General features: G+C 44.5%; 13 protein-coding genes and 1 pseudogene. 5 read left to right on the top strand and 9 right to left on the bottom strand.

All coding sequences use genetic code 11. The annotated features are described in order from the left end of the window. The coding region (locus tag R7P69_RS17770; RefSeq protein WP_225466553.1) for a transporter at positions 1-878 on the bottom strand (878 nt) is incomplete at its 3' end. A 476-nt stretch (positions 879-1,354) separates the two neighbouring features. Here R7P69_RS17770 and R7P69_RS17765 point away from each other — a divergent pair. Beyond that, complete coding sequence (locus R7P69_RS17765; RefSeq protein WP_005391687.1) at positions 1,355-3,046, top strand: AMP-binding protein; 1,692 nt, start codon at positions 1,355-1,357, stop codon at positions 3,044-3,046. 68 nt (positions 3,047-3,114) lie between these two features. Here the strand turns inward: R7P69_RS17765 and R7P69_RS17760 are convergent. Beyond that, a pseudogene (locus R7P69_RS17760) lies at positions 3,115-3,222 on the bottom strand (DUF1127 domain-containing protein); the annotation flags it as partial. Between the two features lie 199 nt (positions 3,223-3,421). Between R7P69_RS17760 and R7P69_RS17755 the strand changes: the two are divergent. After that, entirely contained in the window at positions 3,422-4,369 is a 948-nt protein-coding gene (locus tag R7P69_RS17755; protein WP_005391685.1) for a LysR substrate-binding domain-containing protein, read from the top strand. Between the two features lie 118 nt (positions 4,370-4,487). Here the strand turns inward: R7P69_RS17755 and fusA are convergent, their stop codons facing one another. After that, a complete protein-coding gene (fusA, locus tag R7P69_RS17750; protein ID WP_005386444.1) occupies positions 4,488-6,578 on the bottom strand; it encodes an elongation factor G in 2,091 nt (696 codons plus the stop codon). Between the two features lie 215 nt (positions 6,579-6,793). Beyond that, complete coding sequence (radA, locus tag R7P69_RS17745; protein ID WP_005386443.1) at positions 6,794-8,173, bottom strand: DNA repair protein RadA; 1,380 nt, start codon at positions 8,171-8,173, stop codon at positions 6,794-6,796. Positions 8,174-8,309: 136 nt separating this feature from the next. On the opposite strand from radA, the gene R7P69_RS17740 reads away from it, so the two are divergent. After that, positions 8,310-10,658 (top strand): PilZ domain-containing protein, encoded by a 2,349-nt coding sequence (locus R7P69_RS17740; RefSeq protein WP_238952098.1) that lies wholly within the window; start codon positions 8,310-8,312, stop codon positions 10,656-10,658. Positions 10,659-10,721: 63 nt separating this feature from the next. Here R7P69_RS17740 and serB read toward each other — a convergent pair whose 3' ends face one another. Further along, complete coding sequence (serB, locus tag R7P69_RS17735) at positions 10,722-11,702, bottom strand: phosphoserine phosphatase (protein WP_005380142.1); 981 nt, start codon at positions 11,700-11,702, stop codon at positions 10,722-10,724. A gap of 91 nt (positions 11,703-11,793) precedes the next feature. Here serB and R7P69_RS17730 point away from each other — a divergent pair, with 91 nt between their 5' ends. Further along, complete coding sequence (locus R7P69_RS17730) at positions 11,794-12,399, top strand: YtjB family periplasmic protein (RefSeq protein ID WP_005391677.1); 606 nt, start codon at positions 11,794-11,796, stop codon at positions 12,397-12,399. A gap of 95 nt (positions 12,400-12,494) precedes the next feature. Here the strand turns inward: R7P69_RS17730 and deoD are convergent, their stop codons facing one another. The 4 genes from deoD to deoC form a co-directional block, all read right to left on the bottom strand. Continuing rightward, positions 12,495-13,214: a purine-nucleoside phosphorylase gene (gene deoD, locus R7P69_RS17725; protein ID WP_005380140.1), complete on the bottom strand. Its 720-nt coding sequence runs from the start codon at positions 13,212-13,214 to the stop codon at positions 12,495-12,497. A 143-nt stretch (positions 13,215-13,357) separates the two neighbouring features. Then, entirely contained in the window at positions 13,358-14,578 is a 1,221-nt protein-coding gene (locus tag R7P69_RS17720; RefSeq protein WP_238952099.1) for a phosphopentomutase, read from the bottom strand. 68 nt (positions 14,579-14,646) lie between these two features. Continuing rightward, complete coding sequence (gene deoA, locus R7P69_RS17715; RefSeq protein ID WP_238952100.1) at positions 14,647-15,975, bottom strand: thymidine phosphorylase; 1,329 nt, start codon at positions 15,973-15,975, stop codon at positions 14,647-14,649. A 97-nt stretch (positions 15,976-16,072) separates the two neighbouring features. Beyond that, positions 16,073-16,849 (bottom strand): deoxyribose-phosphate aldolase, encoded by a 777-nt coding sequence (deoC, locus tag R7P69_RS17710; protein ID WP_005380133.1) that lies wholly within the window; start codon positions 16,847-16,849, stop codon positions 16,073-16,075. A gap of 90 nt (positions 16,850-16,939) precedes the next feature. Here deoC and R7P69_RS17705 point away from each other — a divergent pair, with 90 nt between their 5' ends. After that, entirely contained in the window at positions 16,940-17,074 is a 135-nt protein-coding gene (locus R7P69_RS17705) for a hypothetical protein (protein WP_005391675.1), read from the top strand. Positions 17,075-17,383 lie beyond the last annotated feature (309 nt).

Here is a 17,383-nt window from a genome sequence, read left to right as displayed (position 1 = left end):
GTTAATGCATCTAATTGAAGCAACTTAGCATCATCTGCCGATCTGCCATTTACTTTGCTTTTTAAAATAGTTTTATGGCTAAGTCCTAAAGAGAATGAAAGATCAGGATTCACCGCAAACCCCATTCCCCCTGAAAGAGAAATAGTGTCTCCAAGTTCAACATCAGCTTTTGTGTCGCCAACTGTAACAGTATCCTCTAAGTTATAAATATAACTTAGACTAGCGAACAAGACCGCAGGATCAACAGGGTGAATAAGAGATAAATTAGGCTCAAAACTCCAAAAACCCGAACCTGTAGGGACATCACTAAATGAGTTGCTTCCATCTTCAATAGAAACATCATAAGGCGATCGTCCTGTATCCGACTTTACTCTAAGGCCACCTACCCAGTATGGCGCAGACTCAAAGTTAAACTGGTGCCTCAATGCGAACTCTACATCACCAAGCCCTCCGCCATCCACCGTTGTGTTTACTACTTCACTGTTTGAACCATCTTGAATGGGGCGCGTAGAAACTTGGTCATTACGATACACATACGGCACTCTAACTTCTAACTCTGTGGCGTTTGTTAAACCGTACCGAGCAGTTAATCCAACGGTTACTGTAGTCCTATCCGAATCACTCACTTCAATTCGCCCAACAATCAGAGTTGGTAAGACTGTATACCCAACAACAGATACTTTGTTTGAAGAGTTTTGTGTATAGCTTAAAGACGAATCAAATGACCATTTACCTTTAGGTGTGAGAACGCCTGGGCGCTCAATAACATCACCAACCGTTTGGGCACGCTGAGGAATATCATCTCCTTCAGCACCATATGCATTCCCCGCAATGAATAAACTACAAAGATAGGTACCCAGTAAAGTCTTCCGTAACATCACATCTTTCCTTTTGCTGATGATCGTACCCAAGTAATCTCAGGCAATAGCTTGAGGTGAAGCTCCTAACTTTCCAAAGTAAGATTAGTATAGCTACTTCAAAACCACGACATACCTTTAAGTTTGGCGCTTTGAAGAAATTAGGAGACATTTATACTTATCTTCAACACTAAGCCACTAGTTAATAAATAATTAGGATAGATTCTATGTTTTCGCAATATTATTAATAAAATAAATTGCTTACCTGTGCTCTTAGTATGAAGTCGGTATGACATAACAGCTGAAAAGCCTGTTCTCTTTTGCGTAGCATCAATCACATTGCTTTTTAGATCGAGTCGCTCCGACTTCAACCATAACTAACGCTATCTTCCCCACATATTTCATCAAAATGCATTCCCGTGTCGCGATTTAACATGCTAAAGTTAACAATGCGTTAACAATTATAAATACAATGAGAAGACATGGAGTCACTTAAAATGAATCAGCCGAATCTAAATAGCGCTGCTGGTTGCGCTCTCCCACCACCAAATGAAATGATCCTCAAATGGGCTCAAGAGCGTCCAAATGAGGTCTACCTAAAACAAATTATTAACCGACAGTTTGTTGAGTACACATTCTCTGATGTTGCAGATCAAGCCTTAAAACTTGTCAGCGCACTACGCTCGCTTGGTGTAAAGCCTGGCGACAAAGTTGCGTTAGTATCTAAAAACTGTGCAGAATGGTTTATTTGCGATCTTGCTATGATGCTTGGTGACTATGTCAGTGTGCCAATCTTTCCTACCGCCGGTGCAGATACCATCGAATACTGTGTGACTCATAGTGAAAGTAAAGCGATCATTGGCGGAAAACTCGATGATCCCAAAGCAACTCAGCAAGTCATTGATGCTATGCCTGAACTCATTAGCATCGCTCTACCTTATGACACGGCACCAAAGTGTAAGCACGAATACCAAGCGCTCATTGCAGATGCAATGCCAAGTGAAGAGCGTCCGCAGCATTACGATGACAAGCTAATGTCGTTGGTGTATACCTCAGGCACATCAGGGTTACCGAAAGGCGCGATGCTAACTTACGGCGCATTCAGTTGGTCTGTTCAGCAACTGATCAATCATATTGGTATCCAAGAAAACGACCGATTGTTCTCTTATTTACCGCTCGCTCATATTACAGAGCGTGTTTATATCTTCGGTTCATCGATTATGGGTGGCGTGCCAACAGCATTTCCAGAGTCACTGGACACTTTTATCGAAGATGTGAAGATGCACCGACCAACTCTGTTTATCTCCGTCCCACGATTATGGACGCTATTCCAGCAACGTATTCAAGACAAACTTCCACAGAAGAAGCTCAATATTCTGTTGAAAATCCCATTCGTCAATTCTTTGATCAAGAAAAAGCTAGCAGATGGTCTCGGTTTAGATCAGGCTCGAGTATTAGGCTGTGGCTCTGCACCTGTCTCGCCAGCGCTGTTGGAATGGTACCACTCAGTGGGCCTTGATATCACAGAGGCTTGGGGGATGACGGAATCATTTGCCTACAGCACGCTCAACTACCCATTTAGAGCTGACAAAATTGGTAGTGTCGGTAATGCAGGGCCAGGCATTGAGTTAAAAATCGCAGCCGATGATGAAATCATGGTGCGTGGCAAAGGGCTATTTTCTGGCTACTACAAAAATGATATTGCCACCCAAGAGTCTTTTGATTCAGAGGGCTGGCTACACACAGGCGATATCGGCGCTATCGACTCAGATGGTTATCTAACGATTCAAGGCCGTAAAAAAGATAACTTCAAAACCGCCAAAGGTAAATTTGTCTCTCCGGTTCCTATCGAGAAAAAGCTTTTCGAGTACAGTCGCGTAGAGATGATGTGTCTCATCGGTTTAGGGCTACCCGCTCCGATTCTTTTGGTTGTGCCACATGACTTCCCTAACTTTGATCGAGAGCGATACGCACGTACCACACGTAAAGTTATTGCCAGGATGAATCAAGAACTCGCCTCTCATGAGCAAATCAAAGGTGTGTTAATGATTAAAGAACCTTGGAGTATAGAAAATGGCGTACTGACGCCAACGCTTAAAATTAAACGTCATGTGCTCGAACAAAAGTATCATGAGATAGGCCACAATTGGCCAAAAGATGAATTGGTCGTGTGGGAAGAAGACTTGTAATTTTGCTTGCACTCCTCAACACCATTGGGGAGTGCAACTTAACTTTGAGCTTGAATCAAACTCATAGACTACTCTCTCCAGAATGGCTTACTCACTTCACAACTAATCTCCCTTTCACCTAATCCAATATCGTCCCAAAGGTGCTTTGGTAACTCTCTCAAGTGACGACGTGTCTTATAGTTCCTTCTCTAAGCCGCCAGTTTAGAATAAATTAACTGTAACCCGCTCTGATGGGCAGTAGGTATAGTACGCTCACAAGTGTGTGTCATGTTTTCCATTTCAAAGATCCCTATACAATGTTGACCACTTAATAATCAGCGACTACGCTGATAACCTCAAGCGATAGAATCTGCCATAGAGTTAAGGAAAACTAATGTGAAAGATCGAATGCCTCCCTTACAAAGCTTGTATTACTTTTTCGTTGCAGCAAAGGAAGGAAGCTTTAAAACGGCAGCAAAAGAACTGTTTGTTACGCCAGCGGCCATTAGTCAGCAAATTCGTCATTTAGAAGAGTTCTTAGGCACGGACCTATTTGTTCGTCAGCACAGAAAAATCGTGCTCACACCAGAGGGAGAGCTACTGTTTAGTCAGGCAGAAAGAGGGTTTGCTCATTTGCAGCAAGGGGTAAGATTAGTCAATCAAGATCCAAACCCGAACCACCTTTCGATATCAACACTCCCCTCTTTCGCTCATCATTGGTTAGTCCCGAAAATTACGGCTTTTCGTCAGCGTCACCCTGATATCGCCTTGCTATTAGAACCAACCAATGATTTGGTGTCTTTTCAAGATAGCCAGATAGATTTATGTGTTCGTTACGGTTTAGGAAAGTACCCCAATTTAGAATCACAATGGCTAATGGACGAAGCTTTTTATCCAGCTTGTCATCCGGTGTACCAGAAAGAGCACGGGATCTATAACATCGAGGATTTAAGCAAAGCTGAGCTGATTGAAGATGTTTGGCCTGATCTTGATTGGAATATGTGGTTAGCAACCTTGGGTCACTGCGCAGCAAAGCCTACCTTAAAATACAGTGGATCACATCTCGTGCTTGAGGCTGCACTATCACTTCAAGGCGTGGCATTAGTAAAACACAGTTTAGCTCATCAATATTTTCGTTCTGGCAAATTGGTCCGAATTGGAGATATCGCTATCAAGCCCAACTTTGCGTATTACTTGTGTGCGCCAAAAGGCTACTTAAAAAGACCTAAAGCTCAATTGTTTGCGCAATGGTTGAAGGAAGAAATAGAAATATTTGAAAAGTCAGTGGTACCAGACTTTAGGACCATTGACCTAAAAGGCAACAGTACTAGAACGGCATCATAACAATCGTCAAAACAAACGCTAAATAGGAATAAAACAAACACACTCTGCGTATAAGACTGCTAAATACAAAAAGCCCCGCACTAAGCGGGGCTTTCAAGTTATAGAGTTAACTTAAGAATTACTTCTTAGCGTTACGCTCTTTAACGTCAGCAATTACTTGCTCTGCAACGTTTGTTGGACATGGTGCGTAGTGTGAGAACTCCATAGAGAACTGACCACGACCAGAAGTCATAGTACGTAGAGTACCGATGTAACCAAACATTTCTGATAGAGGTACATCACCCTTGATACGTACGCCAGTAGACGCTGCTTGTTGGTCTTTGATCATACCACGACGACGGTTAAGGTCACCGATTACGTCACCAACGTGATCTTCTGGAGTGAACACGTCAACTTTCATGATTGGCTCAAGAAGTTGCGCGCCAGCTTTAGGCATAGACTGACGGAATGCACCTTTCGCTGCGATTTCGTAAGCGATAGCTGAAGAGTCAACTGCGTGGAAACCACCGTCGAATAGTTCAACTTCAACGTCTAGAGTAGGGAAGCCAGCTAGAACACCGTGCTCCATCATTGACGCAAAGCCTTTCTCAACTGCAGGCCAGAATTCTTTAGGTACGTTACCACCAACAACTGTTGATTTGAACGTGAAGCCAGAGTTTGGCTCACCTGGTTTGATGCGGTAGTCGATCTTACCGAACTGACCAGAACCACCAGACTGTTTCTTGTGCGTGTAGCTATCTTCGATTGCTTGAGTGATAGTTTCACGGTAAGCAACCTGTGGAGCACCAACTTCTAGCTCAACGCCGTAAGTACGCTTAAGGATATCTACCTTGATGTCTAGGTGAAGTTCACCCATACCTTTCAGGATAGTTTCGCCTGAATCTTCATCAGTCTCAACTTGGAATGATGGATCTTCTGCAACCATTTTACCGATCGCGATGCCCATCTTCTCAGAACCGCCTTTATCTTTAGGCTTAACTGCGATAGAGATTACTGGATCTGGGAAGATCATTGGCTCAAGAGTACATTCGTGCTTAGGATCACATAGAGTGTGACCAGTTTGAACGTTCTTCATACCAACTACAGCGATGATGTCACCAGCTTGTGCTGAATCGATCTCGTTACGCTCGTCCGCGTGCATCTCAACCATACGGCCGATACGCTCTGTTTTACCAGTTGCAGAGTTAAGGATTGTGTCACCTTTCTTCATCTTACCAGAGTAGATGCGGATAAAGGTTAGAGCACCGAAGCGGTCATCCATAATCTTAAATGCAAGAGCACGTAGTGGCTCGTCTGCAGATACAGTCGCAACTTCACCAGTTGGCTCACCAGTCTCTGAATCAGTTAGAGGCTGTGGATCAACTTCTGTTGGAGATGGTAGGTAATCAATTACCGCGTCAAGAATAAGTTGGATACCTTTGTTCTTGTACGCTGAACCACAGTAAGTTGGGAAGAATGCTAGATCACGAGTACCTTTACGGATACAACGTTTGATGTCTTCTAGAGATGGCTCTTCACCTTCTTCTAGGTAAGCCATCATTAGATCTTCGTCTTGCTCTAGAGCAGTTTCGATTAGCATTTCACGGTATTCAGCAGCTTTTTCTACCATGTCTGCTGGAATATCTTGAACTTCGTAGTTCTCTGGTTGGCCAGACTCATCCCATACGTAAGCTTGTTGGCTTAGTACGTCTACAACACCTACGAAATCTTCTTCGATACCGATAGGTAGAGTCATAACTAGAGGTGTAGCACCTAGTACGTTCTGTACTTGATCTACAACTTTGTAGAAATCTGCGCCCATACGGTCTAGTTTGTTAACGAAGATCAGACGTGATACGTGTGATTCGTCAGCGTAACGCCAGTTAGTTTCTGACTGAGGCTCAACACCACCAGAACCACAGAATACACCGATACCACCGTCAAGTACTTTTAGAGAACGGTAAACTTCGATAGTGAAGTCAACGTGTCCAGGAGTATCGATGATGTTTAGACGGTGATCGTTCCAGAAACAAGTTGTTGCTGCAGACTGGATTGTGATACCACGCTCAGCTTCCTGCTCCATGAAGTCAGTAGTAGTTGAACCGTCGTGAGTGTCACCGATCTTATGGATCTTACCAGTTAGCTTTAGGATACGCTCTGTAGAGGTAGTTTTACCCGCGTCTACGTGAGCAAAAATACCAATGTTTCTGTATTTTGATAAATCAGTCATTGTCTTACTCTGTTAATAAGGTATAAAGTGCGCGCAGAGTATATCACATTCTGTCAATACTGATACCCTTGCGTGCGGATGGAAGAAAAAAAATTTTAACGTGAAATTTCCGTCCCCAAAGCATAGTCAAACACAGCAATTTATGTACTTTATTCGCATTTTATTGAGGACGGATAGAACAGTTTGTGATTGCACAAATACCATTCTTATGAGCATTACAGCTCGTCAAAAGCCTCTATAGCTTCCGACAATTTCTTAACGCCGTGAATTTGCATGCCAGGGATGCCACCTTTCGGCATGTTGGCTGCTGGCACGATGGCTTTCTTGAAACCATGTTTGAACGCTTCATTCAAACGCTCTTGCCCACTTGGCACTGGACGGATTTCGCCCGCAAGCCCAACTTCACCAAAAATCACCACATCTTTAGGGAGTGGACGGTCACGAAAACTCGATAAAAGCGCCATAACTAAAGCAAGATCAGCGCTTGTCTCCGTCACCTTAACACCGCCAACCACATTAACAAAGACATCTTGGTCTGCCATTTGTAAGCCACCATGCTTATGCAACACAGCGAGCAAAAGTGATAGGCGGTTCTGCTCCAAGCCGACCGCAACACGACGAGGGTTGGCTAACTGCGAGTAATCCACCAGCGCTTGAATCTCTACTAGCAGAGGGCGCGTGCCTTCCCAAACCACCATGACGGAAGAGCCTGATGTTTCTTCTTCACCACGAGAAAGGAAGATCGCTGATGGGTTACTCACTTCCTTCAATCCTTGGCCTGTCATTGCAAAGACACCAAGCTCATTCACAGCGCCAAAACGGTTTTTATGACTACGCAAAGTGCGGAATCGGCTATCCGTTCCACCATCGAGTAGTACCGAACAGTCGATAATGTGTTCAAGAACTTTGGGGCCCGCAAGGGTACCATCTTTTGTTACGTGACCAACAATAAATACCGCAACATTATTCTGTTTTGCGTATCGTGTCAGAGCCGTCGCAGATTCACGTACCTGAGCAACACTGCCAGGCGACGATTGAACATCAGAAACGTGCATCACCTGAATCGAGTCTATTACCATTATACGAGGCTGCTCTTTTTCGGCGATTTGGCAAATTTTGTCGACGTTCGTTTCCGATAGCATTTTTAAATGATCTTTCGGCAAGCCCAATCGGGAAGCACGCATTGCCACCTGCTGTAACGACTCTTCACCGGTTACGTAAAGCGTTGGCATTTGCGCAGATAAACTACACATGGTTTGCAACAGAAGGGTTGATTTACCTGCACCAGGGTTACCACCAATCAAAATTGCGGCACCTGGCACAACACCACCACCCAACACGCGGTCAAGCTCTTTAAACCCACTGGTGAAGCGAGGTACTTCTTGCAGATCAATTTCGGATAGCGTTTGAACCGTAGCTTCTGTTGCGGAACCAGCGTAGCCGCTTAAGCGTTCATTGCGAGCAACGGTTGGCGATGCAGCGATACGTACTTCTGTTATCGTATTCCATGCACCACATGCGTTACACTGCCCCTGCCAACGGGGAAAGTCCGCGCCACAATCATTACAAACATACGCTCGTTTTGCTTTCGCCATGATGCCTCAATTTTTTCTACAAATGTGACTAAGCACAGCCAAGTCAGACCTGAACTGAAATGAACTATTGATATACTTAAGTATTACTTCGCTTAGCCGATACAATTTAAAGTAACGACATACTCTAACAGAAATAATGCAGCAATCTGAAATTCTCTCGCTCGCAGAACGACTCATTCCCGTTTACGGTACGAATGACTTTGACTTTGTCCTTGGCCAACTGACCGAGGAAGAGCCGCCTTCGGCCAAAATTTTGGTTAAAATGGAACTTAACCGCTTAATGGCTCCATGCAAAAAAAGCATTGATTTGCGAGGTCGCGTTCAAGGCGAATGTCGCGAGTATATTTTGGATGGCATTCCACATTGGTTGGATGATGTTGCTTTCAACGCTTACCATAAAAACATCAAAAAGTTTGGCTGCTACACGGAAGGAATGTGGGAAGCATTGGTCAACACGCGAAATAACTTTCGCGTAATGAGCAAGCGCCTTACTCAGCAAAAAACGCAATCGTTAACGGATCCTAAAAGCCCGTTCTTAGCAGAACCCGTTCACCTAGGCTACGATTTAAAGCGCCAAGAAAAACGCTTGAAAGTCCAATCTCAAGTTGAAATTTGCCGTTCTAAAGGACAGCTTCTTCATGGATTAAGCATTGATTTATCTAGCTCTGGCGCAAAGTTCAAAGTCCCTAGCGCATTTAAATATAACCTTGGGGAAATTATTCAGGTCACGTTTACTGAATTTGCCAGCAAATCTAACGTTGCAGGTATAGAGAAACCGCTTGCATACCGCATACTCGCGGTTGATGACTGTTACGAAAATGATTCAGTTCGATACCTCAGAACCATACGCTTAACTGACACCAATGTCGTCACCCGAGTGATAGATGAAGCGCTCAACAGTGCTGCTAAAAGGGCTCGTCACGACAATCAAGACAAGATTATTCGAGCTCGAACTCGCGGTTATGAGCATATCGCACTAAAGCACACCAGCAGCTTGCCTCTATTCTTTGATGGTAGTGACCTAAAATTAGCAATGTTAACGCCAAACAATCAAAAGCTTTGGCAATACTGGCACGATGAGAGAAACCAGCAAATGTTTGGTTCCTTATTCAACGAACAACGCATCGCGTCACTCATTAAGCCTGGTGTTAAAGGAACAACCAATGTCCTTTATTCATTTACTCACGAGCACGAGAATCGAACCTATTTCTATTCGATGTTTCGCCCAGAAGCAACTCGCGAACAGCGCCAGCTATTTTGGCATTTAGGTGGCAAACGAGAGAGTTGGCGCGCCTTTAGAATTTCAATCTTTGAACTATCAGAGCAAGAGCAGGAAGACCTAGCAACTTTCTCTCCAGAGTTGGCAGAAACGTCTCAATCACTGACTCATATTGGTATTTTGCAAGAAATTGCTGACGAAAAATCAGGGCAAGATTACCTGCTAACTGAAAAGCCGCGCTTACCCGCTAATACGTTAAACGCGTTTCGTCATCCGAGAAGAGTTATCGGCAATCCAAAGGGCATTTATTTTGATGCAAAGTCTCGTCGTAAAGAGCCTCGTTATCGTTTTAAAACACCTTTAGAGTTGTACTCAGGACAAACTAAAACAGGCGGCTGTACTGTTGACCTTTCCAAAAGAGGACTCGGAATTAGGCTAAGTGAGCCCACGATGTTACGTTCTGGGCAAGAGGTAAGAATCAACTTTCGAGAATTACAACTCTACGATAAAAAATTGCCGTTAATGTCGGTACCATACCGAGTAATTCGTGTAAGCCCAGATGGTTGTAGCGTGCAGTTAGTTATTGATGAAAGCAGCCAAACCATGAAGGTAATCGCTTTTTTCAACAGCATTATCGAGCACAATCAAGACAAGCTAATCCCGCAAAAAGAGACGCTACCAAGTAATGCTCTACTTGAAAGGCTGCACTGCATGTTGCTCTCGCGTACGCTGAGCACGCCCATTTTTATCAGTAAGAGTACGTCATCTTCAATAAAAACCCCCGTTATCGGGGTGAACTTGCCGCTACCTAAACACATTGAACTTTTTGCCCGTCTTGGGCATGACCAACTGTTGTCACTTGAACCTATCTTTAAAGGCCGGACAAGCACATTAATCGCAGAGCCAATAAAACGTGTAGAAGGTGCTCAAGCCAGACATCAGGATATCTACATAAGCGCCGCAAAAGTAGGCAATAAAATTACAGGCATTGAGTCAAAGCTTCATCAAGAGTTCAACAGCGTAAAAGAGCGGATTCAATTTATAAAGAAAGCGCGAATGATGGGTGACTTTTACGTGATTCGCCTTTCTACTGCGCCAATTTTCGATCCGATGACATCATTACTGCAACAAGATTTAAGTGACTTAACCCAATTTGGTGTACATCAAGCAAGCAAGTTAGAAAAAGAGTTGACGGCGCTCGTTGGTTACAGTGAATTTGAAGACATTACTGAAGAGGTAGTAATTAGATTGGAGTTAACCGAGTAAATTCAAAGTCATACCAAATTGAAAAAAAACACCGCCTTTCTGGCGGTGTTTTTGAATGGATGGTTAAGGTTTAGCTTTCCAGCTGACCTTTTGCTGCTTCACCAATGCGCCAGATAAAATACAGAGCACACCGCCCAACCCTGCAAAGCGAATCGCTGATTGCGCTTGAGCTTCCACTTTTGGTTTTGCGTGATACGCAATCCCTAATCCTGCCACCGACATCATCACAAGATCATTAGCGCCATCACCGACAGCAACCGTGTTGTGCTGCTCAATTTCATATTCATCCGCCAGTTCCACTAGAATGTCAGACTTCATCTGCGCCGTTACCACATCGCCAAGTACTTTACCCGTGAGTTTGCCGTCAATAATTTCTAATTGATTGGAGCGAGCAAAGTCTAAGTCGACTTTATCTTTGATGTAATCAGAGAAGTAAGTAAAACCACCGGAGGCAATCGCTGTTTTCCAGCCCAAGGCTTTCAACGTCGCAATTAGCGCTTCAAAGTCCGGCATGAATGGTAACTGGGAACGAACTTGTTCAAGAATTGATTCATCGGCACCTTTGAGCTTACCAACTCGCTGACGTAAACTTTGCTCAAAATCCAGCTCACCTTGCATGGCACGTTCAGTGACTTCAGCTACCTCATCCCCTACTCCTGCCAGTTTCGCGATTTCATCAATACACTCTATCTGGATCGCCGTTGAATCCATATCAAATACAATCAACCCTTGGGTTGATAGATCGGGCACTTCATTAAGCGAGGCGTAATCTAGGTTGAGACTTTGTAAGATCGTTTCATGTTGAGGAGTCAACTCTCCGGCCATCAAGGCTACTTCATATTGGCCAACTTTCCACGTTTCTAGTATCGGGTTGTAAAAGCCGGTGAAGAAATCAATGTCTTCGAAGTGACTTGGCGAAAGGTACTCAGCAAATACGATCCAGTTTGCTTTTGCTTTATCTAATTGGGAGGCAAATCGAGTCTCGGGTAATCGTTTTAAAAGTGTCGTATGTTTTCTGATAGGCAAGCTTTTTGATGCGTCCATGTATATAATCCCTTATGACTTTGCTAAAACGTTACCTCAACAAACTAAAAAGGCAAGTCTTTGTTTTATTTTAAATGGATGAGTAAAGAGCATGAGTGAATCTTTGTTCTCAGTAAGGAATGCCCTAAGAATTCTGGCACTAATCCTACTGTGTGTGATGTTGTTTATCACAATAAAAAACAGTGTTGTGATCAGTAAGGGTAATGAGAAAATTCAAGCACAACAGCTTGAAACACTCACCAAAGTTTTGATTTCACAGGCGTCTCTTTCTGCCAGTGAGATGATTTTAACTAAAGATCAAGAACGATTACTTCAGCTAACAAACCAGCTAGCACAAGACCGTTTAGTGTTTGATGCAACAATCTACGATGCACAGGGTGTACGTTTAGCGTCTAGTGAAGAGGCATTATCGGTACGCGAAGTTCTTGGCCTGGATACGCCTTTGGCAACAGCTTCCATTGGTCGCCAGCAGTTGGTTGAACCAGTTTTTGCAGATGGTGCGCTTATCGGTTTTGTTCGCGTGACCTTTGAGACGGGCCGGGTGACGGCAATTTCAGACCACCACTATCGCAAGAGCGATCGTTATATGTACATGATGGTCTTAATGAGCTTTGTCTGTGGTATGTTGTTCATCTTGATTTTACGTCGACAACCGATACGTCGTAAAAAAGCGCCAAACCTGCTGCTAACCAAGTAACTAGGTAGCGCTAACAACTCATATAAAAACAGCCCGCAATGTGCGGGCTGTTTTTTTAGCTCTTGAGAGCGAAAAATAGAATGACTCTTCGTCGCTTACTCTTCGTCACCAAGCAATACTGAATCTAGTGCGATTAGCATCATGTCGTTGAATGTCGTTTGACGCTCGTCAGATGTAGTCTGTTCGCCAGTCTTGATATGATCAGAAACCGTACAGATTGTCAGAGCTTTTGCACCGTATTCTGCCGCAACACCGTAAATACCAGCCGCTTCCATTTCAACACCAACAATGCCGTACTTGTCCATTACATCGAACATTTCTGGATCTGGCGTGTAGAAAAGCTCTGCTGAGAATAGGTTACCAACTTTAACGTCAATACCGCGAGCTTTTGCAGCGTCTTCTGCCGCACGAACCATGTTGTAGTCTGCGATTGCCGCGAAGTCATGACCTTTAAAGCGGATACGGTTCACTTTAGAGTCAGTACATGCACCCATGCCGATCACAACATCACGCACTTTGATGTCTTCATTCACTGCGCCACAGCTGCCAACACGGATGATTTTCTTCACGCCGAAGTCTTTGATTAGTTCAGTCGCGTAAATCGAGCATGATGGGATACCCATACCGTGGCCCATTACCGAGATCTTACGGCCTTTGTATGTGCCTGTGTAACCAAACATATTACGAACGTCACACACTTGAACGACATCTTCAAGGAAAGTCTCTGCGATGTATTTTGCACGTAGTGGATCACCAGGCATCAGTACGACGTCTGCAAATGCACCCATTTCAGCATTGATATGTGGAGTTGCCATTTTCTTTTCCTTAACCTTTCTCTAGCGCTCCGCGCTTAAGGCGATATAAGCCAGAGTATTCTCATTTCCGACAAGCAGCATTTACATACTGCAAACATAAAACTAGGAGCAATCAAGCTCCTAGTTTTCAAAAACCTAACTAATTATAGGAAGTTCTTACCGTAATCCATTGGAGAAGTACCGAAGTAACTTGCCAATGTTTGACCGATATCTGCGAATGTTTCGCGGCGGCCAAGAGAACCAGCTGGTACTTTTTGACCATAAACCAATACTGGGATGTGCTCACGAGTATGGTCAGTACCTGGCCATGTTGGGTCACAGCCGTGGTCTGCCGTTAGGATAAGCACATCGTCTTCTTCCATAATCTCTAGCACTTCATTGATACGACCATCGAAGTACTCAAGTGCCGCTGCGTAACCCGCTACGTCACGACGGTGACCGTAAGCTGAGTCGAAGTCTACAAAGTTAGTGAATACGATCGTGTTGTCGCCCGCTTCTTTGATTTGCTCTAGCGTTGCTTCGAACAATGCAGGGATACCTGTCGCTTTCACTTTCTTAGTGATGCCGCAGTTTGCGTAGATATCAGCAATCTTACCAATAGAAACCACGTTGCCTTGCTTCTCTTCAACAAGTTTCTGTAGAACCGTTGCTGATGGTGGCTCAACAGAAAGGTCACGACGGTTACCGGTACGCTCAAATTGACCTTTACCAGCACCAACAAATGGACGTGCGATAACACGACCAATGTTGTAATCTTCTAGCTCTTCACGTGCGATTTGGCAAAGCTCTAGTAGACGGTCTAGACCGAAAGTCTCTTCGTGACATGCGATTTGGAATACAGAGTCCGCAGAGGTGTAGAAGATTGGTTTGCCAGTCTTCATGTGCTCTTCACCAAGATCGTCAAGAACTTGAGTACCAGATGCGTGGCAGTTACCTAGGAAACCGTCAAGACCTGCACGCTCAAGAATGCGGTCAGTCAATTCTTTCGGGAAGCTGTTTGCTTTGTCAGTGAAGTAACCCCAGTCAAACAGAACAGGCACACCTGCGATTTCCCAGTGACCAGACGGCGTGTCTTTACCTGAAGAAAGCTCTGCTGCATGACCGTATGCACCAATGATTTCAGCGTCTGCGTCTAGTCCAGGTGCGAAGCGACCTGTCGATTCTTTATGCGCCATTGCCAAACCAAGTTTCGATAGATTTGGAAGGCGAAGTGCACCTTGGCGATTGTCGTTATCTGCTAAGCCTTTTTCACATTGGTCAGCGATGTGACCTAGTGTGTCTGAACCTACATCACCAAATTTTTTAGCGTCGGCAGTTGCACCGATACCGAATGAGTCTAGTACTAAAATAAATGCTCTTTTCATTGCTCGTTCCTTAGGCCCACTCGGCTTTTTATTATGGTTGAGTAGGCCTTGTGTAATTACTTGTTCTATTAGATATCTTCTGCACGAATTTGGCGGTAAACCTCTGGAGTTGGTGTGTATTCACCACCTACTTTGATTGCACTGCGCAGTGCTTTTGCCGCTTCTTCCCATTGCTCTTCAGTGCGAGCGTGGATGACCGCAAGAGGTTTATCACTGTCTGCGACCTCACCTAGGCGGATGAACTCGTCGAAACCAACTGCGTAGTCGATTTCATCAGTAGCAACTCGACGACCACCACCCATAGCAACCACAGCCATGCCGATAGCACGTGTATCCATTGCAGAGACAATGCCCGTTTCTGTTGCGTAAACTGGCTTGATGATTTCTGCTTTTTCTAAGTAGTTGTCGTAGTTTTCTACGAAGTCCGCAGGGCCGCCTAAGCCAGCAACCATCTTGCCGAAGCACTCAGCCGCTTTGCCGTTATCCAGCACTTCCATCAGTTTTGCGCGTGCGTCTTCTGTGTCCTCAGCAAGCTTGCCAAGTACTAACATTTCAGCACATGAAGCCATGGTCACTTCAAGTAGACGAGGGTTACGGTATTCACCTGTTAAGAAACGAACCGCTTCACGAACTTCTACCGCGTTACCCGCTGAAGACGCCAATACTTGATTCATGTCCGTAAGAATTGCCGTAGTCTTAGTGCCAGCACCGTTTGCTACCGCAACGATTGATTTTGCTAGCTCTTCAGACGCTTCGTAAGTTGGCATAAATGCACCTGAACCCACTTTTACGTCCATCACTAGCGATTCCAGACCCGCCGCCAGTTTCTTAGAAAGGATCGACGCCGTAATCAGGGAGATATTGTCTACCGTTGCGGTAATATCACGAGTCGCGTAAACACGCTTATCCGCAGGAGCAAGGTCACCAGTTTGACCGATGATCGCCACACCAGCGTCTTTGGTTACTTGACCAAAAACATCGTTGCTCGGCGTAATGTTGTAACCAGGGATAGATTCAAGTTTATCCAGCGTACCGCCTGTATGACCAAGACCGCGGCCAGAGATCATAGGTACGAAACCGCCACACGCTGCCACCATTGGGCCAAGCATTAAAGAAGTTACGTCACCCACACCACCGGTTGAGTGTTTGTCGACAATTGGACCACCGAAGTTCATGTGGCTCCAGTCGATAACCATGCCCGAATCACGCATTGCACACGTTAAGGCGATGCGCTCATCCATGGTCATTTCATTAAAGAAAATCGTCATAGCAAACGCCGCAATCTGACCTTCAGATACCGTGTTGTTCGCTACGCCTTGAATAAAGAAGTTGATTTCGTCTGCGGTAAGTACTTCGCCGTCACGTTTTTTACGAATGATTTCTTGTGGTAAATACATTAGTGCCTCCCAAGCTCTTTTGAGCCATGGTTGTAGTAGGATAGAAGAGGTTTGGTAGCACCCGTTTAGGTGCTACCGTTCAGACGTATTATTGGAATTAGTACGCTGTTGGATCAGCGACGTCGTCCGATACTTCTAATGTATTTAGTAGGTTGGTTAGCAGGCTAGACGCACCAAAACGGTAGTGACGAGCATCAACCCAGTTGTCACCTAGGATTTCGTCAGCCATTGCTAGGTATGCTGCTGCGTCTTCAGCAGTGCGCACACCACCTGCTGGTTTGAAACCAACAGTTTCTGCAACACCCATGTCGCGAATAACTTCAAGCATCATGCGAGCGTATTCTGGTGTTGCGTTTACTGGCACTTTACCAGTTGAAGTTTTAATGAAGTCAGCACCTGCTTCAATACAGATTTGAGATGCTTTCTTGATTAGTGCTTCTTCTTTTAGTTCACCTGTTTCGATGATCACTTTAAGAAGAATGTCACCACAAGCTTCTTTACATTGCTTAACTAGTTCGAAGCCTACTTTCTCATCACCCGCCATTAGCGCGCGGTAAGGAAAAACTACGTCAACTTCGTCTGCACCGTAAGCAACCGCCGCTTTTGTTTCAGCAACTGCGATTTCAATGTCGTCGTTACCATGTGGGAAGTTCGTTACTGTTGCAATACGAACCTCTGGCGTACCTTGCTCACGAAGTGTCTTCTTAGCAATAGGAATAAAGCGAGGGTAAATACAAATTGCAGCTGTGTTGCCTACTGCTGTTTTCGCGTCATGACATAGTGAGATCACTTTTGCATCAGTGTCATCGTCATTCAACGTAGTTAGGTCCATAAGTTTAAGTGCACGTAGCGCTGCTGCTTTTAAATCGCTCATTTCTATCTCCGATCAATATTCAAAAAATTCACTACTCAGCCTTACATCACGTCTTTAACTATAATCAACAAGTCGAGACAATGTGAGTAAATGGCTAAACAGTCTATTAATGAACGGACTTGGTTCCCTGAAGACTCGGCATATACAGCGAAAATTTATCATATGCCAATTGCTATCCTTGTCACCGCACAGTACCAGTTTGGCCTATGGCACAACAATCTATGATTGCGGTGTCTTTAATATCACATCACAAAGCAAAACGCCTATTAGATCTGATATTGCAGGGCAATTCATTTGCCCATCGATTATGTAATATTCATTACGTGATTAAGAATCAAGCTTAACCACTATCCTGTGATTAATACATTATAGAGTTTCACCGCAAAACTGTAGCACCAAATAGAGCGCAAACGGTTTGTATCTCAAAATTTCCTAGCCCCTATTCCATTGACTGCGTAATACCTCGACTAAGGCAAACACCCGATGAAATTTTGGAGCCCGAAAAACGAAAAATGCCCCGCAGCAATCTCTTGC

The organism is Vibrio sp. 661, from assembly GCF_033339315.1.
Lineage (GTDB): Bacteria > Pseudomonadota > Gammaproteobacteria > Enterobacterales > Vibrionaceae > Vibrio > Vibrio alginolyticus.
The sequence above is the reverse complement of the archived record's forward strand: the minus strand, read 5'-3'. Positions and strand labels throughout refer to the sequence as shown.

Excerpts from the sequence above, each read along its gene's own strand:
- R7P69_RS17765 (WP_005391687.1), top strand. The coding sequence starts at position 1,355 with ATGAATCAGCCGAATCTAAATAGCGCTGCTGGTTGCGCTCTCCCACCA.
- fusA (WP_005386444.1), bottom strand. The coding sequence starts at position 6,578 with ATGACTGATTTATCAAAATACAGAAACATTGGTATTTTTGCTCACGTA.
- radA (WP_005386443.1), bottom strand. The coding sequence starts at position 8,173 with ATGGCGAAAGCAAAACGAGCGTATGTTTGTAATGATTGTGGCGCGGAC.
- R7P69_RS17740 (WP_238952098.1), top strand. The coding sequence starts at position 8,310 with ATGCAGCAATCTGAAATTCTCTCGCTCGCAGAACGACTCATTCCCGTT.
- serB (WP_005380142.1), bottom strand. The coding sequence starts at position 11,702 with ATGGACGCATCAAAAAGCTTGCCTATCAGAAAACATACGACACTTTTA.
- R7P69_RS17730 (WP_005391677.1), top strand. The coding sequence starts at position 11,794 with ATGAGTGAATCTTTGTTCTCAGTAAGGAATGCCCTAAGAATTCTGGCA.
- deoD (WP_005380140.1), bottom strand. The coding sequence starts at position 13,214 with ATGGCAACTCCACATATCAATGCTGAAATGGGTGCATTTGCAGACGTC.
- R7P69_RS17720 (WP_238952099.1), bottom strand. The coding sequence starts at position 14,578 with ATGAAAAGAGCATTTATTTTAGTACTAGACTCATTCGGTATCGGTGCA.
- deoA (WP_238952100.1), bottom strand. The coding sequence starts at position 15,975 with ATGTATTTACCACAAGAAATCATTCGTAAAAAACGTGACGGCGAAGTA.
- deoC (WP_005380133.1), bottom strand. The coding sequence starts at position 16,849 with ATGAGCGATTTAAAAGCAGCAGCGCTACGTGCACTTAAACTTATGGAC.
- R7P69_RS17705 (WP_005391675.1), top strand. The coding sequence starts at position 16,940 with ATGGCTAAACAGTCTATTAATGAACGGACTTGGTTCCCTGAAGACTCG.